Annotated in this window: 21 protein-coding genes; 8 read left to right on the top strand and 13 right to left on the bottom strand. The window is 30.1% G+C overall.

Going from position 1 to position 21,768, the window contains the following annotated elements; genetic code table 11:
* Positions 1–287: 287 nt before the first annotated feature.
* From ACNG5D_RS07960 to ACNG5D_RS07910, 11 genes are all read right to left on the bottom strand, one after another.
* Entirely contained in the window at positions 288–1,100 is an 813-nt protein-coding gene (locus ACNG5D_RS07960) for a prohibitin family protein (RefSeq protein ID WP_418182969.1), read from the bottom strand.
* Between the two features lie 10 nt (positions 1,101–1,110).
* Positions 1,111–3,144: a VWA domain-containing protein gene (locus tag ACNG5D_RS07955; protein ID WP_418182968.1), complete on the bottom strand. Its 2,034-nt coding sequence runs from the start codon at positions 3,142–3,144 to the stop codon at positions 1,111–1,113.
* Positions 3,145–3,216: 72 nt separating this feature from the next.
* A complete protein-coding gene (gene fabG, locus ACNG5D_RS07950; protein ID WP_418182967.1) occupies positions 3,217–3,963 on the bottom strand; it encodes a 3-oxoacyl-[acyl-carrier-protein] reductase in 747 nt (248 codons plus the stop codon).
* Between the two features lie 183 nt (positions 3,964–4,146).
* Positions 4,147–4,611, bottom strand: coding sequence for a hypothetical protein (locus ACNG5D_RS07945; protein WP_418182966.1), 465 nt, complete (start codon positions 4,609–4,611; stop codon positions 4,147–4,149).
* An 89-nt stretch (positions 4,612–4,700) separates the two neighbouring features.
* Entirely contained in the window at positions 4,701–5,573 is an 873-nt protein-coding gene (sucD, locus tag ACNG5D_RS07940) for a succinate--CoA ligase subunit alpha (RefSeq protein WP_418182965.1), read from the bottom strand.
* A gap of 66 nt (positions 5,574–5,639) precedes the next feature.
* Positions 5,640–6,572 (bottom strand): UDP-3-O-(3-hydroxymyristoyl)glucosamine N-acyltransferase, encoded by a 933-nt coding sequence (locus tag ACNG5D_RS07935; RefSeq protein ID WP_418182964.1) that lies wholly within the window; start codon positions 6,570–6,572, stop codon positions 5,640–5,642.
* A gap of 2 nt (positions 6,573–6,574) precedes the next feature.
* Positions 6,575–7,141, bottom strand: coding sequence for an elongation factor P (gene efp / locus ACNG5D_RS07930; RefSeq protein ID WP_418182963.1), 567 nt, complete (start codon positions 7,139–7,141; stop codon positions 6,575–6,577).
* Between the two features lie 4 nt (positions 7,142–7,145).
* Positions 7,146–7,931 (bottom strand): acyl-ACP--UDP-N-acetylglucosamine O-acyltransferase, encoded by a 786-nt coding sequence (gene lpxA / locus ACNG5D_RS07925; protein ID WP_418182962.1) that lies wholly within the window; start codon positions 7,929–7,931, stop codon positions 7,146–7,148.
* 2 nt (positions 7,932–7,933) lie between these two features.
* On the bottom strand, positions 7,934–9,340 hold the full coding sequence (locus ACNG5D_RS07920) for a bifunctional UDP-3-O-[3-hydroxymyristoyl] N-acetylglucosamine deacetylase/3-hydroxyacyl-ACP dehydratase (RefSeq protein ID WP_418182961.1): 1,407 nt from the start codon (positions 9,338–9,340) through the stop codon (positions 7,934–7,936).
* Entirely contained in the window at positions 9,327–10,352 is a 1,026-nt protein-coding gene (gene lpxD / locus ACNG5D_RS07915; protein ID WP_418182960.1) for a UDP-3-O-(3-hydroxymyristoyl)glucosamine N-acyltransferase, read from the bottom strand. The genes ACNG5D_RS07920 and lpxD overlap by 14 nt, the downstream gene beginning before the upstream one ends.
* Before the next feature lie 56 nt (positions 10,353–10,408).
* The gene (locus ACNG5D_RS07910; protein WP_418182959.1) at positions 10,409–11,629 is read right to left on the bottom strand and encodes an HD domain-containing protein; all 1,221 of its coding nucleotides are present in this window, start codon (positions 11,627–11,629) and stop codon (positions 10,409–10,411) included.
* 89 nt (positions 11,630–11,718) lie between these two features.
* Between ACNG5D_RS07910 and porX the strand changes: the two genes are divergently transcribed.
* The 4 genes from porX (at position 11,719) to ACNG5D_RS07890 (ending at position 14,590) form a co-directional block, all read left to right on the top strand.
* Positions 11,719–13,266, top strand: a complete 1,548-nt coding sequence (gene porX, locus ACNG5D_RS07905) for a T9SS response regulator signal transducer PorX (protein WP_418182958.1) — start codon at positions 11,719–11,721, stop codon at positions 13,264–13,266.
* 93 nt (positions 13,267–13,359) lie between these two features.
* Positions 13,360–13,770 carry a tRNA (adenosine(37)-N6)-threonylcarbamoyltransferase complex ATPase subunit type 1 TsaE gene (tsaE, locus tag ACNG5D_RS07900; RefSeq protein ID WP_418182957.1) on the top strand — a complete coding sequence of 137 codons (411 nt, stop codon included), beginning with the start codon at positions 13,360–13,362 and terminating at the stop codon, positions 13,768–13,770.
* 192 nt (positions 13,771–13,962) lie between these two features.
* Positions 13,963–14,106 carry a hypothetical protein gene (locus ACNG5D_RS07895; protein WP_418182956.1) on the top strand — a complete coding sequence of 48 codons (144 nt, stop codon included), beginning with the start codon at positions 13,963–13,965 and terminating at the stop codon, positions 14,104–14,106.
* 256 nt (positions 14,107–14,362) lie between these two features.
* Positions 14,363–14,590 carry a hypothetical protein gene (locus ACNG5D_RS07890; protein WP_418182955.1) on the top strand — a complete coding sequence of 76 codons (228 nt, stop codon included), beginning with the start codon at positions 14,363–14,365 and terminating at the stop codon, positions 14,588–14,590.
* Positions 14,591–14,596: 6 nt separating this feature from the next.
* Here the strand turns inward: ACNG5D_RS07890 and ACNG5D_RS07885 are convergent, their stop codons facing one another.
* On the bottom strand, positions 14,597–17,014 hold the full coding sequence (locus ACNG5D_RS07885; protein WP_418182954.1) for a TonB-dependent receptor domain-containing protein: 2,418 nt from the start codon (positions 17,012–17,014) through the stop codon (positions 14,597–14,599).
* A 162-nt stretch (positions 17,015–17,176) separates the two neighbouring features.
* Here ACNG5D_RS07885 and ACNG5D_RS07880 point away from each other — a divergent pair, with 162 nt between their 5' ends.
* Genes ACNG5D_RS07880 through ACNG5D_RS07870 form a run of 3 tightly spaced genes read left to right on the top strand, consistent with a single transcriptional unit; the run spans position 17,177 to position 19,387 of the window.
* Entirely contained in the window at positions 17,177–18,379 is a 1,203-nt protein-coding gene (locus ACNG5D_RS07880; RefSeq protein ID WP_418182953.1) for an alanine dehydrogenase, read from the top strand.
* Between the two features lie 35 nt (positions 18,380–18,414).
* On the top strand, positions 18,415–18,789 hold the full coding sequence (locus ACNG5D_RS07875; protein ID WP_418182952.1) for a hypothetical protein: 375 nt from the start codon (positions 18,415–18,417) through the stop codon (positions 18,787–18,789).
* 4 nt (positions 18,790–18,793) lie between these two features.
* Positions 18,794–19,387 (top strand): sugar transferase, encoded by a 594-nt coding sequence (locus tag ACNG5D_RS07870; protein ID WP_418182951.1) that lies wholly within the window; start codon positions 18,794–18,796, stop codon positions 19,385–19,387.
* 13 nt (positions 19,388–19,400) lie between these two features.
* Here ACNG5D_RS07870 and ACNG5D_RS07865 read toward each other — a convergent pair whose 3' ends face one another.
* Positions 19,401–20,576, bottom strand: coding sequence for a proline dehydrogenase family protein (locus tag ACNG5D_RS07865; protein ID WP_418182950.1), 1,176 nt, complete (start codon positions 20,574–20,576; stop codon positions 19,401–19,403).
* 96 nt (positions 20,577–20,672) lie between these two features.
* On the opposite strand from ACNG5D_RS07865, the gene aroB reads away from it, so the two are divergent.
* Positions 20,673–21,740 carry a 3-dehydroquinate synthase gene (aroB, locus tag ACNG5D_RS07860; RefSeq protein WP_418182949.1) on the top strand — a complete coding sequence of 356 codons (1,068 nt, stop codon included), beginning with the start codon at positions 20,673–20,675 and terminating at the stop codon, positions 21,738–21,740.
* The last annotated feature ends 28 nt before the right edge of the window (positions 21,741–21,768 follow it).

Raw genomic sequence — 21,768 nt, 5'->3', positions numbered from 1 at the left:
CGTTATAATTAAAAAACCCGCTTGATTGTCTCAAACGGGTTTAAAAATATATGTAAATTTTATTCAATACATTTTCATTTCGCTTGAGAGCAAATATGAAAATGATGATGTGTTTGAATAAAAGTCATGTCTTATTTTTTGTTTGTACAAATATCTATAATTTATATGATTAAATCCAAATTATAAATACATTTATTATAACATTTTAATATTTTTAATATTTGTCTAGTAAAAAATTAATATTTAGTAATAGATTATATTAAATCTTGAAATTATTTAATGCTTTGTTATTGATTACCAAGAATAATTGGCATACCGCTATCTCCAGAACCTATAACAATAACTTTACTGTTTGGCGATTCTGATAATTTTACTGTAGCTTCTATACCTTTGTCTTGAAGAATTTTATCTGTTAAAGACGAATTTAGTATTTTATTTGCATCTGCTTTACCTTGAGCTTCTATAATTACTTTTTCGGCTTCTTTTTTTGCTGTAACCAACCTAAATTCGTACTCTAAAGATTCTTGCTCTTGTTTTAGTTTACGCTCGATGGCATCTTTTATAGTGGTTGGCAGTTTTACATTTTCAACAAGTACGCGTTTTACATTTACATATTGCCCTTTTAACTCTTCTCTAACTTGTTCTAAAATTTCTAATTCTATAATATCTCTTTTACTAGAATATAATTGTTCTGGAGTATAACGTCCAACAACACTTTTTGCTGCGGCGTTAATAGCTGGACTTAATAACTCTCTTATGTAATCTTCTCCTTTTGTTTTAATTAGTTTTCCTAAGTTTGTGTATTCTGGTTCAAACCAAATTGTCCCGCTTACTGTAATATCTAGTCCATTTACAGATAGTACATTCATATTATCTGATATAGATTGTTGACGCACTTTTTGCACAATCATATCGTTCCATGGTGCTACTATATGAAATCCCTCGCCATAAGTTCTTTCTGTATTTATACCATCTCCAAGTGGCTCAAATAAAACACCACCTTCTCCTGGGCCTATAGTAACTAATGATTTTGATAACACGATAACTAATATAACTGCTCCAATTATAAAAGGCATTGCAATTTTTGGTAATTTTTCCATTTCTATTTATTTAAATTAATCCATTATATTTTCTTATAAACCATTCTAAACCTAAACTTAAAGCTATTAAAGCCAAAAGATATTTCCAATCTATCAAAGGTATGGTAATTTTATTGCTTTTTTGTATGGGTACAAATCGTTTGTCGTTTAATAAGGTGTTTGCTAAATTTTCTGTGTTTGATATAAAAAAACTAGCACCAGAACTATTGGTCGCTATTTTTTGCAGCTTTGTTACATTAGCATTTAAAAACTGTTGTTCTACATTATATTCTAAAACTTGAAAACTACCAGATTTTGATATATTATTGTTTACAGCCTTTACTGTAAAGTTATAAATAGCTGGTGGTAAACTACTTAAATCAACTTGGTAATTATTGTTTTTTAATATAAAAGGAAAGGTTTTTTTCTCTTTTGTATTTTTGTTAGTTACTGTTATGCTTAGTGCTTCTCGTGTATCAAACACATAATTTTCATCAAAAAAATCTGCTTTTATAATAATGGCTCCATTTCCATTGTAAAATGATTCATAATCTAAATTCAGCCTACTTTTTTGCTTGTTTGAAGCTAAATATTGAATTAGTTTACCAATAAAATTATCAAACCCATTAAAAGATTTTTCGTTTAAATAATTTTGTGCTCTCCATTGCCAAATGTTTTCGCCAAATAATACAGCTTGACGGTTTTCTTTATTCTCTAACGTAATTAAAAGTGGCTGCCCTATTGGATTACCATTAAGTGTTTTATTTAAAATAGTTTGAATTGGTACATTAAACATTACATCGCCATAATTTGATAACAACGGAGGGAAAGATTCAAAATTAATATCTTCAATTATAAAAGGTGAATAATTTTGGTTTAAAAAGGTTTGATAATGCTCTGTTTGATTTGTAATGCTATGCGTAAAATTATTTATAGTTTGATTTACAAAACTTAAACTTGTTTTTGGTCCTATAATTATAAAGTTATTTATATTTAATGCTTCAATTTTATTAAAAACAGATTTAAAGTTGTTGTTTGGCTGATAAGTTATAACTAATTGAAAATCATTTTTATTAGAAATAAAATTTTCTGGTGTTAGTATAGAGACAAATCGTTGTTCGTTACTCTCAATGCTTTTTTTTAGCGCTCCTAAATCTGGGTGTGAGAAATTTGAAACTATAGCTATTTTTGTTTTTTGATTTATAACATCTACAGCAAAATGATTAGTGTTATTAATCGTATTTTTTTCGAGAGACAAAGGTTCTAAAATTGCATTGTAATTACTTACGCCTACTTTATTAGCAGGAAGCGTGAAATTTATAATTTTTGAATTATCGTTTTTTGAAAAATTTATTGTTTGAGAATATACAGTTGTATTACCGTTTTTTATAATAAATTTTGAATTTACTTTGTTATTGCCATTATAAACTAAAATGGCTTCTACCGGAAATTTATTTTTTAAAAAAGCATACTTATTAACGTTAAGCTGCTCAATTTTTAAATCGGTATAAGTTATTGTGTCTCCTAATATTACTGAATAAATTGGTTGTTTATATGTGTTTGTAGTGTATTGATAATCGTTTCCGTAAGTTTGGTTACCATCTGAAATTAAAATAGTTGGCGTTACGGTTTGTTTATAAATTTGATTTAATTTTATAAAAGCTTCAGAAATATTAGTTTCTTTATCTAAAAAGGAAATGCTGTCTGATGATTTTAGGTTTTTGCCAAACAAAAATGTACTCACATTAAATTTATTAGTAATAGCCTTATTTTCTTTAAGTTTATTAACAAAATTAACCACATTTTTATCTTGTTTTAAATGCTTTATAGAGCTTGAATTATCTATAGCTAAAACCAGGTTTGGCTTTTCTACAGATACTTTAATTTTATTAAAACTTGGGTTTATAATTAGTAATAATAGAGCAAAAACACTTATAAATCTTAAAAAAGAAAAAAGCATGTTTAATTTAGTCATGCTTTTTCTTTTTTCGAAATACTGAAATAGCGCTAAACCAAGCGCTATAATTCCAGCAATTATAATATATATAAGAGTTTCTGTTTGCATTAAAGCTTAAACTTCTGTATGAGGTTTCCTTTTTGTTATTAAAAATTATTAATAAAAGGAGAAAGTGCTTTTTTAGGTTAACATACCACCATCAACATTAAGTGTTTGTCCTGTAACATAAGCACTCATATCGCTAGCTAAAAACACACAAACATTAGCAATATCTTCTGGTGTTCCGCCTCTTTTTAACGGAATTCCTGCGCGCCAACCTTTTACAACTTCTTCGTCTAATTTGGCTGTCATTTCGGTTTCTATAAATCCAGGAGCTACGACATTACTTCTAATGTTTCGTGAACCTAATTCTAAAGCTACAGATTTTGAAAAACCAATTATTCCCGCTTTTGAAGCTGCATAGTTTGTTTGTCCTGCATTTCCTTTAACACCAACAACAGAACTCATATTAATGATAGAGCCTTTGCGTTGTTTTAGCATGGTTCTTTGAACGGCTTTTGTCATGTTAAAAACCGATTTTAAATTCACTTCAATAACTGTATCAAAATCTTCTTCAGAGATACGCATTAATAAATTGTCTTTTGTAATTCCGGCATTATTAACTAACACATCAATACTACCAAACTCGGCTAATACATCTGCTGCTAATTGTTGTGCTTCTTCAAAACTAGCCGCATTACTTTTATAACCTTTTGCTTTAACACCTAAAGCATTAAGTTCTTTTTCTAATGCGTTAGCAGCATCAACAGAAGAACTGTATGTAAATGCAACATTGGCACCTTGTTCTGCAAAAATTTGTGCAATTCCTTTTCCTATTCCTCGACTAGCTCCTGTTACTATAGCAGTTTTTCCTTCTAGTAATTTCATTTCTGTTTATTTTATATGTATGAAAAGTACTTTGTTTTTTTCTTAAAAAACACTCTTCTATTTTGTTAATTAATTTTAATTCAAATATAATAAATACAAGTTGTATCAAATAAAAAAACCTCACAAGTTTTGTAAGGTCTTTTTCGTTTTTTTAATATTTATTACTAAATAATTTCTTTGTTACTAATTTATTTTCCTGTATGTATATATTCTTTCAAAGTCTTCGTCTTCATTAGTAAATGTTAAATCTATACTAACAATTTCAGGATCTTCGTTATAAGATGTATATGACACATCGAAATTATTAGTGTAAGTTCTATTTGCGCTGCTAATAGTTAAGGTTAAATCAAAATCTCCATCGTCAGACTTCCATGTGCCAGTAAAGGTTTCTGGATTACATGAATTCAGTACTTCTGTCCAAAAATATACCGTACCTGTATAACTTCCTTTGTATGCACTATTTGTTATAAACTCAGAGACCGTTGTTTTATCACAATCGGTTATTTGTTGGTCGCCATCAAATGTTATTGAGACTAACTCCCATTTTCCATTTAAATGTTCAATAAGCTTCTCATCGTCTTCTATTTCAATTGTGCAATTAAATACTAAAAGAATAAAAAATAGAAATACAGTTAGTTTAAATTTCATAATAGATAAATTTTAAACCAAATATACTTTATAGATTAAACCAAAAAAATCCCCAATACTGGGGATTTTTTAATATTATTTATAAGCTATTATGCTAAAACTTCAGCTATTTTTTTGCCTATTTCGGCAGGTGAATCTACAACATGAATTCCGCAAGCTCTCATAATTTTCTTTTTAGCTTGTGCTGTATCGTCACTTCCTCCTACAATGGCACCTGCGTGCCCCATTGTACGTCCAGCAGGAGCCGTTTCGCCTGCAATAAAACCTACAACTGGTTTTTTGCTACCGCTAGCCTTATACCAGTTTGCAGCATCGGCTTCTAATTGCCCTCCAATTTCGCCTATCATTACAACAGCTTCTGTTTCTGGGTCGTTAATTAATAATTCTACAGCTTCTTTGGTTGTTGTTCCAATAATTGGATCTCCACCTATACCTATAGCTGTAGTAATACCCAAACCTTGTTTTACAACTTGGTCTGCAGCTTCGTAAGTTAATGTACCAGATTTAGAAACAATACCTACTTTTCCTTGTTTAAAAACAAAACCTGGCATAATACCAACTTTAGCTTCTCCAGGAGTTATAACACCAGGACAGTTAGGTCCAATTAATCTACAATCTTTATTTTTAATATAATTTGATGCCGTAATCATGTCGGCTACAGGAATACCTTCTGTTATAGTAATAATAACTTTTATACCTGCATCTGCAGCTTCCATAATGGCATCAGCAGCAAAAGCTGGTGGTACAAAAATTATGGTTGTATCTGCTCCTACTTGTTCTACAGCTTCTTGTACTGTGTTAAAAACAGGCTTATCTAAATGGGTTTGCCCGCCTTTTCCTGGAGTTACACCACCAACAACATTGGTGCCATACTCTATCATTTGGCTAGCGTGAAATGTACCTTCACTACCTGTAAATCCTTGAACTATAATTTTTGAATCTTTGTTAACTAAAACACTCATATTTTCTTATTTGGATATTGTTTTACAAATGTAATTTTTTGAACGCACTTATTAAATTAATTTCCTTTAATTTTTTATTTGCTTTAAAATATTAGGGATTTGTTTAATAGATGCCATTTCTTTTAATTGATTACGAACCTCTTGAGCTGGTGTTCCCCAATATGTTTTTCCGCCTTCAATTGATTTTGTTACTCCAGATTGACCTTGAATAACAGCCTTTTTACCTATAGTTATTCCGCTTGTTGTTCCTACCTGTCCCCAAATAGTAACTTCGTCTTTTATTATAACACAACCGGCTATTCCTACTTGCGATGCCATTAAGCATTTTTTTCCAATAACAGTATCATGTCCAATTTGAATAAGGTTATCTAATTTAGAGCCTTCACCTATAAGCGTATCTCCTGTAACACCTCTATCAATTGTACAACCTGCGCCAATGTCGACATTGTTTTGAATAACTACGCGTCCGCTAGATTTCAACCTATCAAAACCTTCTGGTCTATTTTTATAATAAAAGGCATTGGCTCCTAAAACTGTTCCTGCGTGTATGGTTACATTATTACCAATAACAGCATCATCATAAATACTTACATTAGAATGTATTGTGCAGTTATTACCTATCGTTACATTGTTTCCAATAAAGCAGTTGGGTTGAATAATGGTATTATTTCCAATTTTAGCTGAATCTGCTATAGCAGCATTTGAAGCTTTAAAAGGTTTAAAATAATCTGTAAGCTTATTAAAATCTCTAAACGGGTCGTCGCTAATAAGTAATGCTTTCCCTTCTGGGCAATCTACTTCTTTATTTATTAGAATAATTGTTGCTGCTGATTCTAAAGCTTTTGTGTAATATTTTGGATGATCTACAAAAACAATATCTCCGGGTTCTACAACATGAATTTCGTTCATGCCTAATACCTGAAAATTATCAGCGCCAACAAATTTGCAATTAATTAATTTTGAAATTTGCTTTAAAGTATGTGGTTTAGGGAATTTCAAATTTATTCTTTAACGCGTTCTTTATAAGTTCCTTTTTCGGTTTCTACCTTAATTTTATCGCCTTCATTAATAAAAAGTGGCACGTTAACTTCTGCACCAGTTTCAACCGTAGCTGGTTTTGTGGCATTTGTAGCTGTGTTTCCTTTTACACCAGGCTCGGTATGTGTTACTTCTAAAATTACGGTAGCTGGCATATCGACTGATAATGGCATGTTATCTTCAGAATTTAATTGAATGGTAACAACTTCTCCTTCTTTCATTAAATCGGCTCTATCTAAAGCAGATTCTGTTAATTGAATTTGCGAATAGTCTGCTTCATTCATAAAGTGATAATATTCACCATCGTTGTATAGGTATTGAAATTTATGTGTTTCAACACGAACATCTTCTAATTTATGACCAGCAGAGAAAGTATTATCTATCACCTTTCCGTTGGTTACACTTTTAAGTTTAGTTCTTACAAACGCAGGGCCTTTACCTGGTTTTACATGTAAAAACTCAATAACTTTATAAATGTCGTTGTTATAACGAATGCATAATCCGTTTCTAATATCACTTGTAGTTGCCATATAATTAATTTGATTTGAAGTACCCTTTCATGATACCTCGATGTGAATTTTTAATAAACTGAAGAATTTCGTCGCGTTCTGGAGTGGCTTCCATTTCTGCTTCAATAATTTCTGCAGCTTGTGTGTTGTTATAATTTTTTTGATATAATATTCTAAAAATATCTTGAATTTCTCTTATTTTTTCGGTTGTAAAACCTCTTCGTCTTAAACCTACAGAATTTATTCCAACATACGATAAAGGCTCTCTAGCAGCTTTTACATATGGAGGTACATCTTTTCTTACTAACGATCCTCCTGTAACAAAGGCATGATTACCAACAGATACAAATTGATGCACAGCTGTCATACCAGCTAATACAACATAATCGCCAATAGTTATATGGCCTGCCAACGTACTATTGTTTGAAAAAATACAGTTGTTTCCAACTACACAATCGTGTGCAATGTGGCAATATGCCATAATTAAGCAATTATCGCCTACAACGGTTTTCATTCTGTCTGTTGTACCTCTATTAATGGTTACACATTCTCTAATGGTTACGTTATCGCCTATTTCTACAGTTGTATCCTCATCATTATATTTTAAATCTTGAGGAACTGCTGAAATAACCGAACCTGGAAAAATATTGCAATTTTTACCAATTCTAGCGCCTTCCATTATTGTAACGTTACTGCCAATCCATGTGCCTTCTCCAATTTTTACATTGTTATGGATGGTTGCAAATGGCTCGATAACTACATTTTTTGCAATTTTTGCTCCGGGATGTACGTAAGCTAAAGGTTGGTTCATGTTTATTTTACTTTTGAAATTTGAGCCATTAATTCGGCTTCTGCACATAATTTACCGTTTGAGTATGCGTAGCCTTGCATATGGCAAATTCCGCGTCGAATAGGTGTTATTAGTGAACAGTTAAAAATTAAGGTGTCTCCAGGGCTAACTTTTTGTTTAAATTTAACATTATCCATTTTCATGAAAAATGTTAAATAATTTTCTGGATCCGGAACTGTGTTTAAAACTAAAACACCTCCAGTTTGTGCCATAGCTTCAATAATTAAAACTCCTGGCATTACTGGTGCACCTGGAAAATGCCCTTTGAAGAATTCTTCATTCATAGTCACATTTTTAGTGGCTATTACATGATTTTCTGTAAGTTCGAACACTTTATCTATTAGTAAAAACGGCTGTCTGTGCGGTAACATATCCATGATTTGAACAACATCCATTAATGGTGGTTTATTCAAATCTATATTTGGAACATTATTACGGCGCTCGTTTTTAATTATTTTTGATAGTTTTTTTGCAAATTGTGTGTTTACAAAATGACCTGGTTTATTTGCTATTACCTTTCCTCTAATTCTTGTTTTAATTAGAGCTAAATCTCCTAAAACGTCTAGTAGTTTATGCCTTGCAGCTTCATTAGGATGATGTAATGTTAAGTTGTCTAAAATACCATTTGGTTTTACAGCAATAGAGTCTTTTTTAAATGCTACCTTAAGCTTCTCCATTGTTTCTGGAGACAAGGCTTTATCTACATAAACTATAGCATTATTTAGGTCGCCTCCTTTAATTAAACCATGTTCTAACAGCATTTCTATTTCATGTAAAAAGCTAAATGTACGAGAGTCTGAAATGTCTTTTTTAAAGTCTGAAATTTGATTTAAGGTTGCATTTTGTGTACCTAAAACTTTGGTGCCAAAATCGACCATTGTTGTAATTTGATATTCTTTAGAAGGCATTACAAGAATTTCGCTTCCTGTTTCTTCATCAACATACGATACAATATCTGTGATAACAAACTCTTCTCTAAACGCATCAAGCTCTACAATACCTGCTTTTTCTATAGCTTCAACAAAAAACTTAGAAGAGCCGTCCATAATAGGCGGTTCTGAAGCATTAAGTTCTATAATAGCGTTATCAATATCTAACCCAACTAGAGCAGCCAAAACATGCTCTGATGTTTGAATGGTTACCCCATTTTTTTCTAAACAAGTACCACGCTGTGTATTAGTAACATAGTTAGCATCTGCTTCGATAACAGGTTCGCCTTCTAAATCTACTCTTTTAAAAGAAAATCCTGAATTAGCTATGCTTGGCTTAAAAGTTAAAGTAACATCTTTACCGGTATGTAACCCAACTCCTGTTAAAGAAACGGCTTCTTTAATAGTTTTTTGTTTAATTTCAGTATTAACTATTCCCATTTATTTTTTCTAAATCATTTATATTTTTTACAATACTTGGCAGGTTTTTAAAATGAACATACGCTTTATTGTAATCGCTTAACTTTATAGCTGGAGAGCCTTGTAAAATTTCATTGTCTTTTACATGACGGCTTATTCCAGATTGCGCTTGGATTTTTACATTATTACCAATAGTTATATGTCCTGCAATACCTACTTGGCCTCCAATTTGGCAATTACTACCTATTTTTGATGAGCCTGCTATACCCGTTTGAGCTGCAATTACGGTATTGTTACCAATTTCTACATTATGAGCAATTTGAATTTGATTATCGAGTTTAACTCCAGATCGAATAATTGTCGAGCCTAAAGTGGCTCTATCAATAGTGGTTGCTGCGCCAACATCAACAAAATCTTCTATTATTACGTTTCCTGTTTGCGGAATTTTACTGTAGCTTCCGTCTTCATTTGGTGCAAAACCAAACCCGTCGGCTCCTAAAATAGCACCAGCACTAATAACACAGTTTTTGCCTATTATAGTTTCAGAATATATTTTTGCTCCTGAAAAAACAATTGAATTATCATTAATTATTACATTGTCTCCTATATATGTATTTGGAAAAACTTTTACGTTTTCTCCTAGTACAACATTTTCGCCAATATAACTAAATGCTCCTATATAAACATTATCACCATATTTTGATGATTCTGCCATGAAAGAAGGCTGTTCAATACCTGTTTTATTAAGCTTTACCGAGTTATAATATTCTAAAATTTTTGAAAACGCTAAATATGCATCGTCTACTTTTATTAATGTAGTATTTAGGCTGTGTTCTGGCTCGAAAGTTTTGTTAACAATGGTTATTGATGCTTTTGTAGTATATATATGTGAAGTATACTTAGGGTTTGCTAAAAAGGTTAAAGCGCCTTTAAAGCCTTCTTCTATTTTAGCTAATTTAGATACTTCAATATCAGGATTACCTACTACATCGCCTTCTAATATTCCTGCTATTTGTTGTGCTGTAAATTTCACACTTTGTGGTTTGAGATTGTTTTTTGTTTGATTGACGCAAAAATAGGAAAAATGTACTAAAGTTTAACCTTTGGGTAACATATATAATATTTAGTAACTGGTTTTGAAAGCGCTTTAAGGTTTAATTGATCTGAGGCTTTTACAATATCTTCAATTTTTCCAGATTTGTGCAGTATGTTTATACTTTTTGTATTTAGTTGGTAGGCTTGGTTTGATATGCTTCCTTGAAACACAAAATATTTTGCTTCGTCTTCAGAAATATTATAGTCGTTTACAAGGGCTTCTATATGTTTTTTTAAATTGTTTTCTTTAATTTTTTTGTTCTTTAATTTAATTTTAAGCAAGTTTCTGTTAATTATCATTTCGCATAAATTGCTTAAAACAAAATCGTCGTGGTATTGCCATTGTTTCATTGCAGATACAATATCATAATCGTCTAGTTGAGAAAAAACTTGTAGTGTTTCATCATTAAAATTAGTAATAGTAATTTTATTATTTAAAAAATACATTAAGGCTTTGCTAGCTTGTAAGTTACGTCCTAAATCATGTAATTCTTTTGCGCGTTTTAGCACTCTTATAAGTAATTGCTCGGCAACTAAACTTGTTTTATGTAAATACACTTGCCAATACATTAAACGTCTGGCTATAATAAATTTTTCTACACTATATATACCTTTTTCCTCAATAACCAATTTATCATCAACTACATTTAACATAGTAATTAAACGCTCGCTATTTATATTGCCTTCTGCAACACCGGTATAAAAACTATCGCGTTTTAAATAATCGGCTCTATCCATATCTAACTGCCCAGAAATTAACTGACACATAAATTTTCTTGAGTATTCACCCTTAAAAATTTGAATGGCAAGCGTTAAACTTCCGTTAAATTCTTCATTTAAACGCTCCATAAAAAGTAACGATATTTCTTCATGCGACACGTTATTTACTATGCTATGTTCCATAGCATGAGAAAAAGGACCATGGCCAATATCATGCAAAAGTATAGCTGCGTAAAGCCCTGTTTCTTCTTCTTCAGATATGGTAACTCCTTTAAAACGAAGCACATTAACTGCTTGTTGCATTAAATGCACACAGCCTATAGCGTGATGAAATCTTGTGTGATGCGCTCCGGGGTATACCAAATAAGACATGCCCATTTGGGTAATTCTGCGTAATCGCTGAAAGCTTTTGTGCTGGATTAAATCGAATATTAACGAATTTGGAATTGTAATAAATCCGTAAATTGGGTCGTTTAATATTTTAAGTTTGTTCAAACTTTATTTTTTTACATTAAAATACAAATATAAGCCCATAATGGGCATTTAAAAGAAAACGTTTTAATAATATAAATAATTATAACAATATGATAAAAATACTTTGGGTTGATGATGAAATTGATTTACTAAAACCTCATATATTATTTCTTAAGAAAAAAAACTACGAAGTTACAACCTGCAATAGCGGTACTGAAGCTATTGATATTTTAGATGAAGAAAATTTTGATATTGTATTTTTAGATGAAAATATGCCAGGACTTACGGGTCTTGAAACTTTAAACGAAATTAAAGAAAAAAAGGACAACCTTCCTATTGTTATGATAACAAAAAGTGAAGAAGAATATATTATGGAAGAAGCTATTGGAAACAAAATAGCCGATTATTTAATTAAACCTGTTAATCCAAATCAAATTCTATTAAGTTTAAAAAAGAATTTAGATCATTCTAGATTAGTTTCAGAAAAAACCACATCAAACTACCAACAAGAGTTTAGAAAAATAGCCATGGATTTATCTATGGTTAATAGCTATGAAGAATGGGCTAGCCTTTACCAAAAATTAATTTACTGGGAAATACAATTAGAAGATATTGAAGATGTAGGAATGTTTGAAATATTAGAGTCTCAAAAAAACGAAGCTAACATACAGTTTGGAAAATTTATTGAAAAAAATTATGCCAATTGGTTTAAACCTCATGTTGATGCACCTGTAATGTCGCATACGCTTTTTAAGGAAAAAATAGTTCCTGAAATTAGTAAAGAACAACCAACAGTACTTGTAGTAATTGATAATTTACGATACGACCAATGGAAAGTTTTTGAGCCCATAATAAACAATTATTTTAAAAAAGATAAAGAAGAAGCCTTTTATAGCATATTGCCTACAGCCACTCAATATGCAAGAAATGCTATATTTTCTGGGCTAATGCCTAGCGATATGGAAAAGTTATTTCCTCAATATTGGAAAAATGATACCGATGAAGGAGGGAAAAACATGCACGAAGCCGATTTTTTAGAAACTCAATTAAAACGATTAGGCCTAACTCATTTAAATTATGAGTACCATAAAATTACCAATTTAAAAAATGGCAAAAAATTAGCCGATAACTTTAAGTCTTTAAAAAACAACGATTTATCTGTAATTGTATATAATTTTGTAGACATGCTTTCGCATTCTAAAACAGAAATGGAAGTTGTTAAAGAGTTGGCATCAAACGATAAAGCATACAGGTCGTTAACATTAAGTTGGTTTAAAAACTCTCCATTATTAGAAATGATTCAACAAGCGCAGCATTTAGGATTTAAACTAATATTAACTACAGACCACGGTACTATAAATGTTAAAAAACCATCTAAAGTTATTGGAGACAGAGACACTAGTTTAAACCTTCGATATAAAACAGGGCGTAGTTTAACCTACGAACAAAAAGATGTTTTAGAAAGCAAAAACCCGAAGGAACTGCACTTACCTGCAATAAACATGAGTAGTTCTTATATATTCGCAAAAAGCGACTTGTTTTTTGCTTACCCAAACAATTACAACCATTATGTTAGTTATTACAGAAACACCTACCAACATGGAGGCGTATCTTTAGAAGAAATGATAATTCCTTTTGCTGTGTTTAATCCTAAATAATCTATTAAATGCAAAAAACATCCGACGAAATACACTATTTATTAGGTTTTTCAAACTATTATACTTATACTTGTATATAAATTTTATTGAAAATTGGAAATTTGTTACAAAATTAATGAGGTTGAGCAAGTTGCAAAACAAATTATAAAAAATGCTAAATCTAAAACATTACTATTTTATGGTAATATGGGAGTTGGAAAGACCACACTTATTAAAACCATTGTAAAAATTTTAGGAAGCAAAGACGACGTTAGCAGTCCAACATTTTCAATAGTTAATGAATATAAATTATTAAATGAAAAAATTTTTCATTTTGATTTATATAGAATTAATGACATCGATGAAGCATATAATTTTGGAATTGAAGATTATTTAGATTCCAATTACTGGAACTTAATTGAATGGCCAGAAATAATTGAACCTATGCTATATGATAATTTTGATGTTATTAAAATAAAATTAGATGATAATAATAACCGAATTTTAAGTTTATATAACCCTTAAATAACCCTGTAACCAAATAGCTTATGGCATAAAAACAACCTTTTCCCCTCTTAGTTTTGAAGTTTTACGGGAAACCCACATCGAAAATTTTAAAAATCATTGTTTTTAACATAATTTTAACATTTAACGATAAACTTCAAGATAGTCTTTACATATTTTTGGAGTATTAATTAATTAAAAATCCCTTAAAAAATGAAGACTAAAAAGTACTTAATTGCAATAGCAATTTTCGGAGGCATGTTATTTATGGCATCAGCTGCAACACAGTATAACTTAGATGCAGAACAAACATCAAAAATCGAAAGAAAACCATTCAAAAAGCCAAGAAGCTACTAAGAGAAATGGATTAGTATTGGGGTCAATTTTAGCTACTTTAATAGCTTTAACACCATATCTATATTCAATACATGATAGCGTTCCGGAGACACAAATCTGGGACGCTATTTTATTTGTTTATGATAGTAAAAGTTGGAAAAATGCCAATTTAGTAATGTGGATTTTCACAAGTAAATTAATCCCTTTATTATTATTGCTAATATGGTTCTTCACAAATAGACACTGGTGGGTTCACTCTTTGTTGGTTCCTATAATCATGTATATTTTCCAAATATTTGATTTGTTTTTTCAAGATCAAGAATTAGATAAGTTTCAATTAATATATATGATTCCTGTAATGGCTATAGTTATTCCATCTATATACTTAATAAGGGCTAGAATTTTTAATAAAATAAATGATGCTGAGAAATCGTTAGAAGAACTTGAAGAAGAATTCAAAATGAGCCCAAAAGGTATTTGGGGGAAAATAAAAGAGTATTTTTAATTAATTTTAATTTAATCGATTCCGTTCGTTATTTTCAATTTCCTTTTTATTGGTATGTAATCTAAAATTACCAAACTTATAATTAAAACCAAAAGTAAGTAACCTATTTTCTAATCCAGATTTAAGTAAAATATCTTGATTTAAATATTTCGTTTCTTGATTAAAGTTCTGATTATTAAACATATCTATTATTCCTATACTAATTGAAGCCCTATTATTCCATAAGGTTTTTCTTAAGTTAATATCAAAACTAGAACGTTCACTAACATTCGATGTGCCGTCGGCAACCGACGAAATATACAAATAAGATACATCGGCTGTTAAACTTTTATCTTTTAAAAACGAAAAATAATTAATTATTTGCGCATACAAGCTCCATTGCTCTGTGTTAAAAAGCTCGTTATTACTTTCTAAGGCAAAAAATTGATTATCATAATAAAATATTGATGATAACACATATAAATTCCAATTATTAACAACAGGTGTGTAGGTTGTAAAATCTAAACCATAAGATATACTTCTATCTATGTTTGAGTTTATAATTTTTAACAAGTTACTCTCATTATCTTGAAATACGATCTCTATTGCAGGAGTATTTTCATAACGATAATAAGCTTCGAAAGTATATTTTTGATTAAATGTGTAACCTAATGTAAACACATCATCAATTTGAGGTTTTAAATTAGGGTCTCCAGTTAAGTAAGCATTATCGTTTAAAAAGTATTTAAAAGGATTTAATTGATTATATCTGGGTCTAAAAATACGTTTGTTATAATTAAAATAAATTTCGTTTTTATCATTTAAAGTATGTAAAACATAGAATGACGGAAAAAACTTTTCATATTTTGAATCGTTTTTTGTGTTGGTAGATATTGAGTTTCCTTTAATATCTGTTAATTCTGTCCTTAAACCTAATTTTAAACTCCACGAATTCCAGTCTTGAGAATAGCTTAGGTATGCTGCATAATTGGTTTCATCGTATAAAAAAGTATCCGAATTTAAGGCGTCTTTCTCAAAGGCATCATTTTCAAAATTAAACTGATTTAATACACTTTCAGAATTTATGTTAGATATTTTAAATCCTGTTTCAAATACTGCCGAATTATCATTTAAAGGTAATTCATAATCCAATTGCCCTGTATAAAGTTTAATTACTTGACTAGAAAATGTTTGGAATTTATTATTTCGTATTAACGATTTGTCAGGAAATAAATAGTCTGTATCAACATTTTGAAAGCTTGAAAAATCGTAAGTTGTATAATGCGTGCTTATAGATAGTTTTTCGCCTGCTTTTTTAAATTTGTGTAAATAATCTAAAGTAAAAGCAAAATTAAAAGTTTCATCAACCAACTTATTTTTTGTTATAAAAGTAGAGTCTAAAGTTTTATTACTACTAAAAACATCTGTTGTTGAGTTAACGTGTGTTTGAGTTTTTTTTCTAGGAGCAATAAGCATATTTGTTGAAAACCCTAAGCTATTATTATCGTTAAATTGATAGTCAAAATTAGCATTTATATTTTGGTTAGCCGTTTCTCGTGTTCGTTTAAAGTCTGTTTCCCAACTAGATGATACTTGGTTATTATCTATGAAATTAACAAACTCATCATTATCTCTATAGTCTTTCCTAGGGCTAATACTATAATTTATATAGCTATTTAATTTTTTAGTTTTAAAAAAATGACTTGTTCCAGCCGAATATTTTGGGTATTCGCTACCTTGTTTATAATTTCCAAAAACACTACCATTATAGCCAGCTATTATATTTTTTGTAGTTATTATATTTAAAACAGATCCGCCTTCGGCTTCGTATTTAGCAGGAGGACTGGTAATAACTTCTATAGATTTTATATTAGTAGCAGAAGTGCCTTCTAACAATTGTTGTATTTCGCTTGAAGATAAATGCACTCTCCTGTCATTAATATAAATAGTTGGTACAGATTGTTTTATAGTTATTTCTCCATTATTAACTAAAACACCCGGTGTATGTTTTAAAACATCTAAAACGTTATTGTTTGAAAGTGTAGAATTTTCTACATTAAAAACTAACCTATCAACCATACGATTTACCGTAGGCCTTTTTGCAATTATTTTTACTCCGTCAAGTTCTTCAATATTTTCTTTAAGTATAATATCTCCTAAACTTATATCTTCATTTAGTTTAACTTCTTGTAAATAATTCTCGAATCCAAGAAAACTTATTTTTAACGTATAATTACCATTAACAATATGGTTAATTTCAAAAATACCAGATTCATTTGTAATAACTCCCTTTAAAACAGTAGAATCGGAATTATATATAACAACATTGGCATAAGCAATTGGAGTTTTGTTAGCATCAATTATTTTTCCAGAAATATTAAATTCTTGAGAAAACATTAAACTAGATAAAAGAGAAAATAGGCAGATAAAATATTTTGTAGTCATGTAGCAATTTATGTTACAAATTTAGAATTTTTAATTAAATGTTTTTTGGGGTTATACCGCATGTAATTTGATGTTTTTTCCTACCGTGAAATTTGAGTTGTTAAATTTTTATAATAATTAAAAATATTATTTGTAATTTGAATTTTAATAATCGAACTAACCATGTCTAAACAATTACTTTCTCCTTTTACTAAGCAACAACTTATCCCCCAAGAAGAAACACTAGAGGTTTTTAAGAAAAAAGGAGAACTTTTTATAGGAATTCCTAAAGAAACTGCGTTTCAAGAAAAGCGTGTTTGTTTAACCCCAGATGCTGTATATGCCTTAGTAAGTAATGGGCATAGAGTTTTAATAGAATCTGGAGCAGGCAACGGAGCCAATTTTAGTGATAAAGACTATAGTGAAGCTGGGGCTGAAATTACTAAAGACACAGCAAAAGTTTTTTCATGCCCTATGATTTTAAAGGTAGAACCTCCTACTCTAGATCAAATTAAATTATTGAATCCGCAAACCATTATAATTTCTGCTCTACAATTAAAAACGCAAGAAAAAAAGTATTTTGAAGCCTTAGCTTCAAAAAGAATTACAGCCTTAGCTTTTGAGTTTATTAGAGATACAGACGGTAGTTATCCTGCTGTTAGATCGCTTAGCGAAATAGCTGGAACAGCTTCAGTTTTAATTGCGTCAGAATTACTATCTGATACTAAAAACGGAAACGGTTTAATGTTTGGTAATATAAGTGGTGTACCTCCAATAGAAATTGTAATTTTGGGTGCGGGTACAGTTGGCGAATTTGCTGCAAGAAGTGCTTTAGGGTTAGGTGCAGGAGTAAAAGTTTTCGATAATTCTATTACTAAATTAAGACGCATACAATCGCAATTGGGTCGGCCTCTTTTTACCTCTACAATTCAACCTAAAAACTTACTCAAGGCATTAAAACGATGCGATGTTGTTATTGGTGCTGTTAGAGGAACTAACCGAGCGCCAATTGTAGTTACTGAAAATTTAGTACAGTCTATGAAAAAAGGTGCTATAATTATTGATGTTAGTATAGATATGGGTGGGTGTTTTGAAACTAGCGATGTTACGTCGCATAAACATCCTACTTATATAAAGCATAATGTGGTGCATTATTGTGTGCCAAATATTCCTGCAAGATACCCTAGAACAGCTACAGTTTCGTTAAGTAATATATTTACTCCTTACCTGCTAAAAATTGCCGAAGATGGTGGTATAGAAAATTCTTTAAGATTTGACAAAGGTTTAAAAAATGGATTGTACTTTTACCACGGTATTTTAACAAGTAAACCTGTTGCAGAATGGTTCGATTTAAAGTATAGCGATGTAAATTTGCTAATATTTTAATTTGCAACAGTTTTTATAAACACTAAATATTTTTAATGAAACTTATTCAGCGTATTGGTTATTATCTAGGTGGTTTTTCTATGGGATTAGTTATTTTGGCTTTTTTTTTAAATGGAAAAAAAACGTCGTGCAGTTATGGTCCAGAATCTAGAGTTATAAAAAATATTAACTCGAAAAAAATTATTTATAGTGAAAACATTTCAAACTATCTAAATAATAACATTATAGACTCTTCTGATTTAACTAATATTTTAAAAAAAGGAGACATTAACTTTGCTAAAAGTTACCCAAGGCAAGAACCCTGTGGTGTTTATACAATTGAGAGTGTTTTAAATAAAAATAATGTTAGTCTTACCGTTAAAAACTGCGATAGCATTGCAACTTTGCAACGTTTAATTATTCATAAATAATAATATGATAAAACGACTATTCGACGTTATTTTATCTTTAATTGGAATAATCTTAATTTTTCCTGTTTGTTTAATCATTTCTATTTTAATAAAATTAGATTCGAAAGGCTCTGTATTATTTATTCAAAGTAGGGTTGGCAAAAACAATAGCGATTTTAATATTTATAAATTTAGAACCATGAAAGTGGAATCTAACAAAAAAGGACTTTTAACTCTAGGAAATAATGATGCAAGAGTAACTAAAATAGGCTATTTTTTAAGACGCTATAAAATTGACGAATTCCCTCAACTTATTAATATATTTAAAGGTGATATGAGTTTTGTTGGCCCAAGACCAGAACTTCGTTATTATGTTAATTTTTATAATGAAGACGATTTAAAGATATTACAGGTAAGACCTGGAATTACTGGCTTAGCATCATTAAAATATAGAAATGAAGTAGAACTTTTAAAAGCAGCCAAAAACCCTGAAGAGTATTTTATTAAAACAATAATTCCAGACAAATTAAAATATAATAAAGAATATATAAAGCGACAAAGTTTCCTTTTTGATTTAAAACTTATTGGCCTTACAATTATAAAAGTAATTAACGATTAAAAATTTACACTAATTATTTTTGTTTTCTACGCTTCTTCTCTCTAGAAAGTAATGCTAATTCTCTACCGGTTTGCCCTGCTACCGAGGTGTTTTCTTCTGCTCTTCTTATTAAATAAGGCATAACATCTTTTACTGGACCAAAGGGAATATATTTAGCAACATTATAACCTTTATCTGCTAAATTAAAACTTATATGGTCGCTCATGCCATAAAGTTGACCAAACCAAACTCTAGGATCGTTATTAAGCAAGCCTTTTTCTTTCATTAATTGCATTAATAGATACGAACTATCTTCATTATGTGTACCAGCAAATAGAGACATAATATCTAAATTATCAACTATATAATGTAAGCCTTTATTAAAATTCTCGTCGGTTAAGGCTTTACTTTTACAAATAGGAGATTCGTAGCCTTTTTCTTGAGCCCTATCATTTTCTTTTTCCATATAAGCACCTCGAACCAATTTATAGCCTAAAAAATAATTTGCCTCTTTAGCTTTTTTATGTTCTTCTTTTAAAAATGCTAATCTATCGTGTCTGTACATTTGCAAAGTATTATAAACAACAGGTTTTTCTGTATTATACTTTTGCATCATTTTTGTAACTAAAGCATCGGCCGCATCTTGCATCCAACTTTCTTCTCCATCAATTAATACTGCAACATCATTTTCTTTAGCTTTTTTACAAACTTCATCAAACCTATTAACTACGTTATTCCATTCTTCATTTTCTGTTTCAGATAAAGCTTCATTTTTTCCTATTTTTTCATAAAGAGCAAAACGCCCAAATCCCGTTGGTTTAAAAACAGCAATAGGAATAGCATTTACTTCTTTGGCAAAATCGATAATTTTTAAAACTTTATCTTTTGCAGAATCAAACTCTTTTTCACTTTCTTTTCCTTCTACAGAATAATCTAAAACAGAACTTACCCCCTTTTTATGCATTTTATGAATTACAGACAAGCAATCATCTTCATTAACACCACCACAAAAGTGATCGAACACGGTAGATCTAATTAAACCCTCAATTGGTAAATGCGCTTTAATGGCAAAATTTGTTGCAGCGGTTCCAATACGTACTAAAGGTTCAATTGAAATCATTTTAAATAGAAAATAAGCTCTTTCCAGTTCAGAGTCTGTTTTTAACGAAAATGCAACCTCTGTGTTATCAAAAATTAAATCTGTATTCATATTAATAAAAAATTTGCGCAAATATAATTATAGCTAAGTTATCATTTTATATAAAAACTCCTTAATTTCACAACCTTAAAAAACAACTTCTATTTTATGGAATCTATTAAGGCAAATAATAGTTTGATACATTTTAATGAGAAATGCTATAACTCAGTAAACCAACACATTAAAGAGAATAATTTTTCTAAAATCTTTATTTTAGTTGATGAGAATACGCATAAATTTTGTTTGCCAAACTTTTTAAAAAATATAGAGACCAATATTACTATTGAAATTATAGAGATAGAATCTGGTGAAATTAATAAAACTATAGATACCTGTGTTGGGGTTTGGAATACACTTTCTGAGCTTGATGCCGACAGAAAAAGTTTAATGATTAATATTGGCGGTGGTGTTATAACAGATTTAGGAGGTTTTGTAGCTTGTACTTTTAAACGTGGTATTGCATACATAAATGTGCCTACTACCCTACTTTCTATGGTTGATGCTTCTGTAGGTGGTAAAACAGGAGTAGATTTAGGGCATTTAAAAAACCAAATTGGAGTAATAAGTAGTCCTGATTTAGTATTGATTGACACCACGTTTCTAGATACTTTACCTAAATCGCAAATGCGTTCTGGGTTGGCAGAAATGCTTAAACATGGGCTTATTACAGGTGAGAATTACTGGAATAAGTTTCAAGATTTATCTAAACTTTCTCTTGATGATTTAGATGAGCTAATACACGAATCTGTGATTATAAAACGAAATGTAGTTGATGAAGACCCTTTTGAGGATGGTATTCGTAAAACTTTAAATTTTGGACACACCCTAGGGCACGCTATAGAATCTTACTATCTAAGCAACCCTAATAAAAAAACATTATTACATGGTGAAGCCATAGTTATAGGTATGATTTTAGCTAGTTACATTTCAACAGAATTGGTTGGCTTTCCTAAGGCTACTACTTTAAGCATTAAAAATTTGTTGCTAAGTTACTATGATAAAGTATTAATAGAACCTAGCGACTACCCATCTATTATTGAATTGCTTAAGTACGACAAGAAAAACAACCATGGTAATATAAATTTTGTGCTTTTAGAGGCTATTGGGAAATGTAAAATAGATTGTTTGGTTAGCAATGCTATTATTATTGATGCCTTTGAGTTTTATTCTAAATAAAAAATAAAGAAAGAAAATTACAATCTGT

The organism is Algibacter ulvanivorans (assembly GCF_048381495.1).
In the GTDB taxonomy this organism is placed as follows: Bacteria; Bacteroidota; Bacteroidia; order Flavobacteriales; family Flavobacteriaceae; genus Algibacter_B; species Algibacter_B ulvanivorans.
Note: the sequence above shows the minus strand (reverse complement) of the source record. Positions and strands in the feature narration are given on the sequence as shown.